This window comes from uncultured Roseobacter sp. (assembly GCF_947492555.1).
Taxonomy (GTDB): Bacteria; Pseudomonadota; Alphaproteobacteria; order Rhodobacterales; family Rhodobacteraceae; genus Roseobacter.
Genome location: NZ_CANLNE010000001.1, coordinates 826,131 through 838,267, shown reverse-complemented (window position 1 = coordinate 838,267; position 12,137 = coordinate 826,131). Strand labels below are relative to the sequence as shown.

Here is a 12,137-nt window from a genome sequence, read left to right as displayed (position 1 = left end):
TTCAGTGGCATTTCCCCCCAAAATGCCTTCCGCTGGCCCTTAGCGCGTCAAGCGAGGTGTTTTCAAGCAAAGAATGGGTTGGCGCCGCGCAATTCCCCTATCCGGCGCATGCATATCGCGGGATCGCAACGGGTTTCGATCAGGCAGGGGAAAGAAGGATGGGCAATCCACCTTTCGGTTTCGGGATCGGCATGCGCTGCCATTCAGGTGCAGCGGCGGCCAGTTGCACGCGGCGTTTGCGCAGCAGGGTTGCCACGAAGAGCTTCACCTGCAGCGTGGAAAAATGCATGCCAATGCATTTGTGGGCCCCCCCGCCGAAAGGTGTCCAGGCGAATTTGTGGCTCTGATCTTCTGCGCGCTCAGGGGTAAATCGATCCGGGTCAAAGGTGGTCGGGTTGGTGAAGTGCTCAGGCGAGAGCATCGTCACGCCCGGGTTCAGCGCCAGCGACGTCCCGGCCGGAATGTCGAACCCGCGCCAGTGAAAATCGCGCGTGGCTTGCCGGGGAATGAAGGGCACCGGCGGCACCAGGCGCAACGCTTCGCGGAAGACATTGTTCGTCTGGGTCATCTTGGCCAGCGCGTCTTCGTCCAGAGGGCCGTCCCCAAGCGCCGCGACTTCGTCGGCCAGCCGGTCCTGCCACTCCGGGTGAGACGCCAGTGCTTCGATCATCACGGTCAGGGCGGTGGCGGTGGTGTCATGGGCGGCCATGATCAGCAGGTTGAACTGATCTAGGATCTGGTCCTCATCCCATCCGCGCCCGTCTTCATCCCGTGCAAGGCACATCTGGGAGAAGAAATCATCGCCTCCTTGCGCCCGGCGTTCGGGGATCAGCTTGCGGAAGGTTTCGCGCAGGAAATGCCGCCCGCGCACGCCGCGCCACATTGGCGTTAAGGGGATGGGGTGGCGGATCACGGCCAGAGAGGCGCGGATTTCATCCTGAATGGCCCGGTTTACCTGACGGGCCAGCGGACCATCCAGCGGCAGGCCCATGAAAACGGCGCCACCCAGCCGCAGGGTCAAATCCTTGACCGCCTTGTAAAAGCAAAATGCCTCTCCATTTGGCCAGCTTTCCAGCAGATCCGCCATCGCGCCGGTCATCCGCAGGCGATAGTCGCGAATGGCCGAGGCCCGGAACGCCGCCTGCATGATCCGGCGGTTTGCCCGGTGATGGTCAAAGTCCTGCAACAGCAATCCACCGGGATAAATCCGTTTGAGCGCATCCCAGCCGCCTTCGGAGGAGAACAGCTCGTTGCGATCGAGCAGCACCATCTCCATGGCATCCGCGCCGCAGAGGTTCACGCGCCAGACGCCCAGCATATTGGTTTTATACACCGGACCGTAGCGACGGATGTAGTCCTGCTGTGTGCCATAGCTGTCCTTCACGATGGTCAGCGTGTGACCGATGAGCGGGAGGGCCGGTGGGCCGGGAATATGCGCAAGGGCGGCTTTGGTGGGCATGAGTGAACCTCGCTGAGCAGGAAAATCGGAATGCGCCACAGGGGGCGCAGACCGACTTATCCCGTCAGGAGATGTGAGGGCTCTTAACCCACCGCACGCACGCAACACCCCGGCACAACCGGGGTGCCGGTACGTGCAGCATTCTCAGGGAGACGTGGTTACTCTGCGGCGCTCTCGGCCACTTCGGCGCCGTAGCCCAGTGGCAATGAGGTCTCGGCCCCTTCATTTTCGGCAAGGAACCGTTCTGCCTCCAGTGCGGCCATGCAGCCCATGCCGGCCGAAGTCACCGCCTGGCGGTATTTGTGATCGGTCAGATCGCCTGCGGCAAAAACGCCCGGAATTGAGGTTTCCGTGCTGTCGGGCTTCGTGACCACGTAGCCGCCCATGTGGGTGTCCAGAACGTCCTTGACCAATTCATTGGCAGGCGCATGGCCGATGGCGACAAAAACGCCTTTGGCGGGGATCTCTTTAACCGCACCGGTCTTGGTGTGCTTGACGCGCACGGCCTCAACCCCCAGCGGATTTTCCGCGCCGACCACTTCTTCCAGTTCATGGAACCACAGCGGTTCGATCTTAGGGTTCTTCATCAACCGGTCGATCAGGATTTTTTCGGCGCGCAGCTCATCGCGGCGGTGCACAAGCGTCACCTTGGAGGCAAAGTTGGTCAGGAAGAGTGCTTCTTCTACAGCGGTATTGCCACCACCGATGACGACGATTTCCTGTCCACGGTAGAAGAAACCGTCGCAGGTGGCGCAGGCAGAAACGCCAAAGCCCTTGAATTTCTCCTCGGACGGCAGCCCCAGCCACTTGGCCCGCGCGCCGGTTGCCAGAATGACCGCCTCTGCGATGTAGGTGGTGCCGCTGTCGCCCTTGGCCACAAACGGGCGTTGGGACAGATCGAGATCGGTGATGATATCGCCAATGATTTCGGTGCCCATCGCCTTGGCGTGCTCCTGCATCCGGATCATCAGGTCCGGGCCCTGCACCTCGCTGTCACCGGGCCAGTTTTCAACCTCGGTGGTGGTCGTCAACTGGCCGCCGGGTTCGATCCCCTGCACCAGAATGGGGTTCAGCATCGCGCGGCTTGCGTAGACACCTGCAGTATATCCTGCAGGTCCCGATCCGATGATCAGCACGCGTGTTTGTCTTGTCTCAGCCATAGGAATCCCCAATCGATGTCATAGCAGCCCTCCGGATATATAGCGGGCAGGGCCGCTCTTAAACCCCCGCCGTGCGTGCCGTGGCTGCAAGTCCGGGTTGCAGGTTTTGGGGGTGGCGGAAAGAATCTTGCGCAATTACGAAATATTATTGCGCGCGCTGGGCGCGGTGGTATAACAACCGAAAAATCCGGGGGCGATATGGCTGTAACACGACTGGATCCGATTGATCGAAAGATTCTTGCCGAATTGCAGGCAGATGGCCGTATGACCAATGTGGAATTGGCCAAGCGGGTGGGTATTTCCGCGCCGCCCTGTTTGCGCCGGGTACGCACGCTTGAGGAAGCTGGCTACATCAAAGGCTACCACGCAGAAGTGGACGCGCGCGCGCTGGGGTTTGAGGTGCAGGTTTTTGCGATGGTCGGGCTGGCCAGTCAGGCGGAAGCAGATCTGACGGCCTTTGAGAATCGCTGCCGGGCCTGGCCACTCGTCCGGGAATGCCACATGCTGAATGGCGAGGTGGATTTCATCCTTAAATGTGCCGCACCTGATCTGTCCAGTTTCCAGCAGTTCCTGACGGGAGAACTCCTTACAACCCCGAACGTGGCGAGTGTGAAAACATCGCTGGTCATCCGGGGCGCCAAGGATGAGCCCGGTGTCCCGTTTGACGTGTTGGAAGAGCGGTTGAGCACTACGGCCTGACGGAATGGCTCAGGCCGCTGTCAAATCGTCCTCTTCTGGCGCCCGGTCATAGGCCATCGGACCGAAATCGCTGATATGCGTCAGATGTGGAAAGATTGACATGAAAACGGACCGCAACGTGTGAGAGAGCAGGCGCATCGGATTAGCGCCCGGATGATACGTCTCGACTTCCAACCCTCCTGCGATCACAGCGGTATGGCGATCGAGGCTGAGATGGAACATCTGAACCGGTGTCGGTGGTGCGACCTCGATGACGTTCACGCCGTCTACGAAACCACTGGCCAGTGTCATGATGCGCTTCTCACCAGTTTCAGCGCGAAGATGCGGCGGGGTTTGCAGCAGGCGCGCCGCAGGTCCAAGGCTGAGAAAACTATCTGGCCGATTGACCCCGAAGCTATCCGCCATCAGGCGTGTTAGCACGCTGCGGCGTTGCGAGTCCGAGGGCGCGAAACTGGCCGAGCCAATCCAAGTCACCCGACCGGCGCTGCCATCTGCCGTCAGGACGCGATCACCCGGCTGCAGGTCTTCAACAGCGACGAAACCTTCGTGTGTCTGCAAAGGTGTTCCGCGCGCGAATGCCGAGAAGGCATTGTCGAAAACTGGAAGTGTCGGGATTTTGCGTTGACCAATGACAATGCTGCCGTCACTCCGCAATGCCGCGACATCAACGGTTCTGACACTGAGTGCCCCCATTGCGGCGGTTTTTTGTGGATGGGCATGCGCCTGAACAGAGCGATTGGAATAGTCGGTCAGGGCGACGCCAGAAGGCGAGGTGGTCATGCAAATACCTTTTCAGGTTGGTCGCATCCCGTGTCGACCCCCACCGACGAACACGGAAAGGACATCAGATGTACTTTCGTGCTTTTGAGATATCAAAATGCCTTCCGCCACTGGACGATGTCAAAACCAGCGCGCCATTGGTCCTGTGTTGCGGATAAATGCTGCAAGATGCGTGATTTGTTTCCCGGTTTAGGCGCTGGTTGCCACAATCTGAAAGTAAAAACCCCCGAACGAATCGTCATTCGGGGGTCACGTTCTTTGGAGGGAACAATACGGTGTGCTGGACTGCTGCTTTTAGCCGGCCTTGCGAGCGCTCTTCATCGCTTCGGCGCGTTTGGCGATAAATTCCGTTCGGCGTCTGCCGCGTGTCCACGGCAGAACGGTGTCCGGCTGAGCTGCGGCCTCCGTGATTGATTTGATAAAGCGCATGTTGGTTTTCATGGTTGTTTCCTGCTCGGTTAAGGTTCGGGCTCTTGCCTCTTGTTAACCATGAATGTGGCGGTTCATTCGGGCCGCTTTAGGGCGATTCCAGAAGTTTTTTAAAAAAGTTCCTGCCCTATTTCGGCCAAATGCGCAGATTTTGCCGCAATTGGCCAAGCCCTTTGCTATTATGGTGGAGGCAATACGCAAACTGCTTGAATTCGAGGTCAATCCTTGCCCTGTGGGCAGATTGTTCACGGATAATGCGGCATCCATGGGGCAGAAGCTGCCAATGTTTCGCCCATATATGTATGCTGTCACAAAGCGATGGCGGCAATGAGGCGACCGTAGTCGGCTTCCTTTGCATGTGTCGCGCGGCGATAGGAGTAAAAACGCTCAGGGTCGGCGTAGGTGCAGTGTCGTGTCCATTCAGCGTCGCCTACACCCGCCATGCGCAGCCGGTGTAACCCGAAGCCCGGCAGGTCAAAAAGCATCCGGTCGCCGTGACCATTGGCGAAAAATCGGGCGTTGTCGGGGTCTTCGGCTAGGAAGGTTTCGAAAAACTCTGGCCCGACCTCGTAGGCGCGCTGTGAAATAGAGGGTCCAATGGCCGCATGGATGGCGCCGCGGTTTGCGCCGAGGGCGCACATCGCATCCACAGTGGCCTCCAGAACGCCGTCCAACGCCCCGCGCCATCCAGCATGTGCGGCACCGATGACCCCGGCCTCTGCATCCGCAAACAGCACCGGCTGGCAATCCGCCGTCAGCACGGACAGGGCCAGGCCGGGCTTGTCCGTCACCAGCGCATCGGCACGCGGCTTGTCTTGGAACGGGCCGTCAACCGTTACGGCCTCGGCGGAATGCACCTGATGCACGCTGATCAGGTGCGCGGGCGCCACGCCCATCGCATCCGCCACACGCGCCCGGTTGATGGCGACGATTTCCGATTGGTCCGAGCTGCCCTGGCCGCAGTTCAACCCGGCAAAAACGCCGGAGGAGGCACCGCCGCGCCGTGTGAAAAACCCGTGATGCACCGGGGCAAGGCTGTCTGAAGTCAATATTTCGAGCGTCATTGATCCAACCCCGGTGGCGGACTGCACCCGGCTGGAAACAGACCCATTACCTTGAACAGGTTTCCCATTTCATCGGGGTGCGTCAAGCGCCGATGTGCCGCGATATGCGCTTCAAGCGCTGATCCGCGAAGGCCCGTGGCGAGCGATTGTGCACGCTGGGTGATGCCCAGCCGTTCCAGGAAAACGCCCTGGGGGGTCAGGCGGGTGATCTCACAGAGTGCCGCGGTGGCCAGCGCCTCGAAATCCACGTGCGCCGTCAGGTCGGCAGCGCCCGGATCGGCAAGCGGATCCACCGGTTGATGGTCCTTGAGCGCCTGAAAGGTATCGCCGAGGCTGCGCCAGTCACCGTAGTCAATGATCAGCCCAGCACCACCATGGCGGGCGATCCGCCCCCCGATGGCATCCATGATCGGAGCCGCGGTCGGGGCATATTCGACCACGTCACCGTCCTTGGTGTCTGGCAGGCGTTCTTTCAGGGCCGGTTGGGGCAGCGCGGGTCCTTGTCCCAGCACCAGATCCTCCCCTGACAGGCCGATCTGGGTTTCACGCCACTGCTGACCGGCCCGGATGAACTGTCGGATCGGCAGGGCGTCGAAAAACTCATTGGCAATCAGAAAAAGCGGCTGTTCAGCAATCTCGTCCGCGCTTGCGACGTGAGTGATGTCGAAACCGGCCAATACTTCCCGTTGTTGTTGTGCCAGCTGAGAGGAGGCTTCCACCAGTGTCACGGTCGCAACGTCGTGGAAACCCGGCACGCTGCGGGTGGCGCGCAGGACATCCGCCATCAACGTACCACGCCCCGGGCCCAACTCTGCCAGGGCGAACGGTTTTGGTGCCCCCTGATCCATCCACGCCTGGGCGAGGCACAACCCGACCAGTTCGCCAAACATCTGGCTGATCTCGGGTGCTGTGATGAAATCGCCTGCTTTTCCAAAGGGGACGCGCGTCGTGTAGTATCCATGCGCAGGGTGCAGCAGGCATTCGGCCATGTAATCGGCCAGCGAGATCGGCCCGTTTTGCGCAACGCGTGCGCGGATCAGATCGCGCAGGCTCATGCGGCGCGGCGCGCCCGTGCGGCAAGCCAGAGCCCCAAGGCGATCATGGGCAGCGACAGGATCTGTCCCATCGTCAGGCCCCACCCCCCGATATGCCAGGCCAACCCCAGCGGATTGCCCTCTGAGATGAACTGCGCATCTGGCTGGCGGACGAATTCGACCAGAAATCGGGCCAGACCATAGCCCGCGAAAAAGACACCTGCCACAAGGCCCGGGGTTTTCAACGCACCGGACCGCCAGACCAGCCAGATGAGGACCGCACCCAGCAGCAGGCCCTCAAGCCCCGCTTCGTAGAGCTGTGACGGGTGTCGCGCGCAAATGCCGATGACATCGGGGCAGTTTTGCGCCGCTTCGGTTGGAAAGGCCACGCCCCAGGGCAGGTCGGTCGGTCGGCCCCAGAGTTCGGCGTTGATGAAATTCGCTAGGCGCCCGAGCAAAAGACCCGGCGGCACCCCCAGGGCCATGATGTCCGCAGCGCTAAGCCGCGCAATGTCGTGCCGCCATGTGTAGATGAGCCCCGCGACGATAACTCCTAGCAGCCCGCCGTGAAACGCCATGCCGCCCTGCCAGACGGCGAGGATTTCAGTGGGGTGCTGCAGATAGTAGGCGGGCTGGTAGAATGCGACGTAGCCGAGCCGCCCGCCGAGGATAACGCCAATGATCACCCAGGTAAGCAAATCCTCGATTTGCGCCTTGGACATGACCGGCGTTTCATTGCGCCACAGGCGCGGTGTCTGCACGGCGCGCACCACCAGCTGCCAGCCGAGCAGGATACCAACGATATAGGCCAGCGCGTACCAGCGCAGCGCGAATTCGAAGCCGAAAACGGAGATCGAAAAGATCTCGGGCGAGATGTCGGGGAAAGGTAGCATCGCAGGCATGGCGCATCCTTTCCTTGGGCGGGCAGGGGAAGTCAACCTTGCAGGTCGCCCTCTTTGGCACCATATACTCTTTGTGAACAGCCGGAGGCGACAGATGCAAACGCGCAACAAGATTTTCGACGATATCTCGCAACTGATGACCAACGCGATGGGCGTGGCCCAGGGCGCGCGCGACGAAGCCGAGACCGCGATGAAAGGCATGATGGACCGATGGCTGGCCGATCGTGATTTCGTCACCCGTGAAGAATTCGATGCGGTCCGGACCATGGCGCAAAAGGCGCGGGAAGAGAACGAAGCGCTCAAGGCGCGGCTGGACGCGCTTGAGTCGAAAGACTGATACCTCGTTTTCTCTGATTTTTCGGGTGCGCGACGGCTGTTGCGCGCCCGTTTTTTATTAACATCCGGTTAATCGCGATCACCAATGGTTACGATTGGTGACATTTTGCGACGTATCCCCACTCATCCACAACTTATTGCGGTTACCCACAAGAATAGGGGTTGCCAGAGCGCAGTTCACACCGCACCATATCTGGTATGGACACGGGGGCTCGCCCCGGTCTGTAGAGCAGGCACCTAGTGTTGGGGGCCCTCCTGGGCCCTTAGCGCTAGCGCGATAAAAAGAGGTGGCACCATGGCCCTGTCCGAGCAGTTTCTGGAAGACGACATTCACCCCATCGACATCGTTGAGCATCTTGCAGCCCACCACGAGTGGGATTTCGACCGTATTTCAGACGAACAGATCGCGATGGCCGTGGAAGGTCAATGGCGCACCTACTCGCTGACGCTGGCATGGTCCGCCTTTGACGAAACGCTGCGCATGATCTGCACCTTTGACATGGACCCGCCCAAGGAAAAGCTGCCCGAACTCTATGAGCTTTTGAACCACGTGAACGATCAATGCTGGGCCGGGGCCTTCACCTATTGGGAAGAGCAAAAGCTGATGGTCTATCGCTACGGCCTTGTCCTGGCCGGAGGCCATGTGGCCAGCGCGGATCAGATCGACACGATGATCGGCGCGGCCGTCATGAGTGCAGAGCGCTACTACCCCGCGATGCAGCTGATGGCCTGGGGCAACCAGACCCCGACACAGGCGCTGCAGGTCGCCATTGCAGAGGCTTACGGTCGCGCGTAAACCTACGCCCCTGAGATCAATCGTTTCGGGGGCATTCTCATGCAAGACAGTCGCATCGCGCGCCACGGGCTGGTTCTGCTGGGCTGCGGCAAGATGGGGTCGGCAATGCTGGCCGGATGGCTGGCAAAGGGGCTGCTGCCCACCGCTGTCTGGGTTGTTGATCCGCAACCGTCCGACTGGCTTCGCACCACGGGGGTGCACCTGAACGAGGACCTGCCCGAGGCACCGGCAATTGTGCTGGTGGCCGTCAAACCCCAGATGATGACCGATGCGTTGCCCACGCTGGCGGCCATGGGCAATGGCGACACGGTTTTTGTCAGCGTGGCGGCCGGAATAACCATCGCACGCTTCGAAGAGATACTCGGGGACCGGACGCCGATCATCCGGGCCATGCCGAACACGCCTGCCGCGATCTCGCAGGGAATCACCGCCATTGTTGGCAATGCCCACGCCAGCGCCGGTGCGCTGGACGAAGCGGAAACCTTGCTCAAGGCGGTTGGTGAGGTGGTCCGGCTGTCGACGGAGGCGCAGATTGACGCGGTCACCGGGGTCAGCGGGTCGGGGCCGGCTTACGTGTTTCATATGATCGAAACCATGGCCGCCGCCGGGGTGGAGCAGGGTTTGTCAGCCGATCTTTCCCTGCAGCTTGCCAAGGCCACGGTGGCAGGGGCCGGAGCGCTGGCGCGCGACGCGGAGGAAGACCCAAGCCAGTTGCGCATCAACGTGACTTCGCCCAATGGGACCACCCAAGCGGCGCTTGAGGTCCTTATGGATGAGGCAAATGGCTTTCCTGCTTTGCTCAGCCGCGCGGTGAAGGCGGCCACAGACAGATCACGGGAGTTGGCCAATGGATAACATCAGTTTCGACGATTTTCTGAAGGTCGATATCCGCTGTGGCACGGTGCTGCGGGCCGAAGTCTTTCCTGAAGCGCGTAAACCGGCCATCAAGATGTGGATCGATTTTGGCGATGAGATCGGGGAGCGCAAAACCTCGGCACAGGTCACCGCGCATTACGAGCCCGAAGCGCTGGTGGGCAAGCAGGTGCTGGCCGTTGTGAATTTCCCACCCCGCCAGATTGGCCCCTTCATGTCCGAGGTGCTGGTGCTGGGGCTGCCCGATGAGACCGGAGAGATCGTGCTGATCACGCCGGATATCGAGGTGCCGCAGGGAGGGCGGATGCATTGACTAAACTATGGATGACACGGCCCCTGCCGGAAAAGGTGCGAGCCGCGGCTGAGGCGCTTTTCGACGTCACGGTCCGCCCGATGACTTCACCCCTGACGGTGGAGGAAATGCGCACGGCGCTGAGCAAATATGATGCGGTCATCCCCACGCTGGGGGATCTCTTCTCGGAGGAGATTTTCAAGGCTGAGGACAGCTGGCGCTGCCGGATTCTGGCGAACTTTGGGGTTGGATATAATCACATCGACGTCGCTGCCGCCAAAGCGGCCGGGATCACTGTGACAAACACGCCCGGCGCGGTGACCGATGCAACCGCCGACACGGCAATGACGCTGATGCTGATGAGCGCGCGCCGCGCCGGGGAAGGCGAGCGTATGGTGCGTGCGGGGCATTGGGAAGGGTGGCACCCGACACAGCTTCTGGGCATGCATCTGGGTGGCAAGACCGTGGGGATCGTCGGCATGGGCCGCATCGGGCAGGCGATTGCCCGGCGCTGTCATTTCGGGTTTGGCATGCGGGTGGCCTATCACAGCCGTTCCCCCAAGGATCTGGACTTTCCGGCCCAGCCGAAAGAATGCCTGCTGGCCCTGGCCGCTTCTGTTGACGTGCTGGTGATTGCGGTGCCCGGTGGCGATGAAACCCATCACCTGATCAATGCTGAGGTGCTGGAGGCCATGCAAAGCCACGCGCATCTGATCAACATCGCGCGTGGCAATGTGGTCGAGGAAAGCGCCCTGATCCGGGCACTTGAGGACGGGCAGATTGGCGGCGCCGGACTGGATGTCTACGAATTCGAGCCTGCAGTGCCCGATGCGTTGAAGCGCATGGAGAACGTGGTGTTGCTGCCGCATATCGGCACGGCGGCGCTGGAAGTCCGCGAGGATATGGGGCTGATGACGGTGGCAAACCTCGAGGCGTTCTTTGCCGGGGAGACGCCGCCAAATCTGGTGTGACGGCTCAGCGGTCGCCCACAGCTTCGCGCCAATGCCTGCGGCAGAGCGAGACATAGGTTTCATTGCCGCCGATCTGAACCTGCGCACCATCCAAGAGCGCCCGCCCTTCGCTGTCTTGGCGCACAACCATCGTGGCCTTCTTACCGCAATGGCAGATGGTACGCACCTCCCGCATCTCATCAGCCAGCGCCAACAGCGTGGCGGAGCCGGGAAAGAGTTGCCCGCGGAAATCCACCCTTAGACCAAAACACATTATGGGTACGTTCAGATCATCGACCGCCCGTGCCAACTGCCAGACCTGTGTCTCCGTCAGGAACTGCGCTTCGTCCACGAAAACGCAGGCGATTGGCTCCTTTGTTTGGCGTTCGGCGATGCGTGCAAACAGATCGTCATTTGTACCGAAGGTGTCCGCCTCTTCCCCAATCCCGATGCGCGAGGCGATCCGTCCGTCTCCGGCGCGATTGTCGAACTGGGCGGTCAGAAGATAGGGCACCATGCCGCGTTCGCGGTAGTTGTGCGCGGCTTGCAGGAGTACGGTCGATTTGCCCGCGTTCATGGTCGAATAATGGAAATAAAGCTTGGCCATGGCTGTTTGATAGGACGCGCGGAAACGCGCCGCAAGCGGTACACCCATTGTCAGAGCCCTTGCGTGACTGTTGACGCGGACGCCAACCTGCCGGTCCCAAAATCGGCAGAACGCAACAGGGCTCCTAACCGAAACCGGCGCTGGGACTGCCGGCCACTCACTAGACTCCCGAACAATGGGAGTGCTTTTATAAATGACATTTCCCTGACATCCGATTAATGGAAAAGCCAAGACGGTTTTCCCCCTTGAAGGAAAAGCGGCACGTTTTGAGTGAGAAGGACGATTATGACGGCGATTGGCAGGTATCTGAAAAAACACACAGAAGCGCTGGTAAAAGACGTGGGCGTTGAACAGGCTTGCAAATTGACGGGCAAATCAAAGGCCACGTTGGGGCGGTATTATTCCGACCATGATGAGCATGCTGACCGGTTTATGCCAATCGAATCCGTGGCCCTGTTGGAACAGGCGGCCAAGTATCCGCATGTCACGGGTGCATTGGCTGAGCTGTCCGGCACCTCTTTGCAATACGATGAGCGTCGCCCGAACGCGGAACGACCGGGGGGTGTGAATGCGGATGTAATCGCGCTCAGCCAACGTTTTGCCATGTTAATGGGCGAGTATCAGCAATCCATGGAAGACGGAAAGATCACCGTGAACGAAGCCAAACGGTTGTTGCGCGAAACCGGATTACTGCAACAGGTGCTGATCGACATGAAGTTGCATCTGGAAAACGATCACGGCGCCGCCTAAAACACG

General features: G+C 60.3%; 15 protein-coding genes. 7 read left to right on the top strand and 8 right to left on the bottom strand.

Going from position 1 to position 12,137, the window contains the following annotated elements; all coding sequences use genetic code 11:
• Positions 1–139: 139 nt before the first annotated feature.
• On the bottom strand, positions 140–1,459 hold the full coding sequence (locus tag Q1A07_RS04025) for a cytochrome P450 (RefSeq protein ID WP_299778027.1): 1,320 nt from the start codon (positions 1,457–1,459) through the stop codon (positions 140–142).
• 158 nt (positions 1,460–1,617) lie between these two features.
• The gene (gene trxB / locus Q1A07_RS04020) at positions 1,618–2,619 is read right to left on the bottom strand and encodes a thioredoxin-disulfide reductase (protein WP_299778025.1); all 1,002 of its coding nucleotides are present in this window, start codon (positions 2,617–2,619) and stop codon (positions 1,618–1,620) included.
• A gap of 198 nt (positions 2,620–2,817) precedes the next feature.
• Between trxB and Q1A07_RS04015 the strand changes: the two genes are divergently transcribed.
• On the top strand, positions 2,818–3,318 hold the full coding sequence (locus Q1A07_RS04015) for an Lrp/AsnC family transcriptional regulator (RefSeq protein ID WP_299778023.1): 501 nt from the start codon (positions 2,818–2,820) through the stop codon (positions 3,316–3,318).
• Between the two features lie 9 nt (positions 3,319–3,327).
• On the opposite strand, the gene Q1A07_RS04010 is transcribed toward Q1A07_RS04015, so the two are convergent.
• The 5 genes from Q1A07_RS04010 to lgt all read right to left on the bottom strand — a co-directional run bounded on the left by Q1A07_RS04010 (position 3,328) and on the right by lgt (position 7,527).
• Entirely contained in the window at positions 3,328–4,098 is a 771-nt protein-coding gene (locus tag Q1A07_RS04010; RefSeq protein WP_299778021.1) for a Hint domain-containing protein, read from the bottom strand.
• 294 nt (positions 4,099–4,392) lie between these two features.
• On the bottom strand, positions 4,393–4,539 hold the full coding sequence (locus Q1A07_RS04005) for a hypothetical protein (protein ID WP_299778019.1): 147 nt from the start codon (positions 4,537–4,539) through the stop codon (positions 4,393–4,395).
• A 296-nt stretch (positions 4,540–4,835) separates the two neighbouring features.
• Positions 4,836–5,591: a peptidoglycan editing factor PgeF gene (pgeF, locus tag Q1A07_RS04000; protein ID WP_299778017.1), complete on the bottom strand. Its 756-nt coding sequence runs from the start codon at positions 5,589–5,591 to the stop codon at positions 4,836–4,838.
• Entirely contained in the window at positions 5,588–6,646 is a 1,059-nt protein-coding gene (locus Q1A07_RS03995; protein ID WP_299778016.1) for an SAM-dependent methyltransferase, read from the bottom strand. Before Q1A07_RS03995 ends, pgeF begins: the two co-directional genes overlap by 4 nt.
• The gene (gene lgt, locus Q1A07_RS03990) at positions 6,643–7,527 is read right to left on the bottom strand and encodes a prolipoprotein diacylglyceryl transferase (protein ID WP_299778014.1); all 885 of its coding nucleotides are present in this window, start codon (positions 7,525–7,527) and stop codon (positions 6,643–6,645) included. Before lgt ends, Q1A07_RS03995 begins: the two co-directional genes overlap by 4 nt.
• A gap of 94 nt (positions 7,528–7,621) precedes the next feature.
• Between lgt and Q1A07_RS03985 the strand changes: the two genes are divergently transcribed.
• The 5 genes from Q1A07_RS03985 to Q1A07_RS03965 all read left to right on the top strand — a co-directional run bounded on the left by Q1A07_RS03985 (position 7,622) and on the right by Q1A07_RS03965 (position 10,795).
• Entirely contained in the window at positions 7,622–7,864 is a 243-nt protein-coding gene (locus Q1A07_RS03985; protein WP_299778012.1) for an accessory factor UbiK family protein, read from the top strand.
• A gap of 294 nt (positions 7,865–8,158) precedes the next feature.
• Entirely contained in the window at positions 8,159–8,659 is a 501-nt protein-coding gene (locus Q1A07_RS03980; protein WP_299778011.1) for a YbjN domain-containing protein, read from the top strand.
• A 39-nt stretch (positions 8,660–8,698) separates the two neighbouring features.
• Positions 8,699–9,514 (top strand): pyrroline-5-carboxylate reductase, encoded by an 816-nt coding sequence (gene proC, locus Q1A07_RS03975; protein ID WP_299778010.1) that lies wholly within the window; start codon positions 8,699–8,701, stop codon positions 9,512–9,514.
• The gene (locus Q1A07_RS03970) at positions 9,507–9,845 is read left to right on the top strand and encodes a tRNA-binding protein (RefSeq protein WP_299778009.1); all 339 of its coding nucleotides are present in this window, start codon (positions 9,507–9,509) and stop codon (positions 9,843–9,845) included. The genes proC and Q1A07_RS03970 overlap by 8 nt, the downstream gene beginning before the upstream one ends.
• 11 nt (positions 9,846–9,856) lie before the next feature.
• Complete coding sequence (locus Q1A07_RS03965; protein ID WP_299778008.1) at positions 9,857–10,795, top strand: D-glycerate dehydrogenase; 939 nt, start codon at positions 9,857–9,859, stop codon at positions 10,793–10,795.
• A gap of 4 nt (positions 10,796–10,799) precedes the next feature.
• On the opposite strand, the gene Q1A07_RS03960 is transcribed toward Q1A07_RS03965, so the two are convergent.
• The gene (locus Q1A07_RS03960) at positions 10,800–11,381 is read right to left on the bottom strand and encodes a thymidine kinase (RefSeq protein ID WP_299778007.1); all 582 of its coding nucleotides are present in this window, start codon (positions 11,379–11,381) and stop codon (positions 10,800–10,802) included.
• Positions 11,382–11,666: 285 nt separating this feature from the next.
• Between Q1A07_RS03960 and Q1A07_RS03955 the strand changes: the two genes are divergently transcribed.
• Positions 11,667–12,131: a hypothetical protein gene (locus Q1A07_RS03955; RefSeq protein WP_299778006.1), complete on the top strand. Its 465-nt coding sequence runs from the start codon at positions 11,667–11,669 to the stop codon at positions 12,129–12,131.
• The last annotated feature ends 6 nt before the right edge of the window (positions 12,132–12,137 follow it).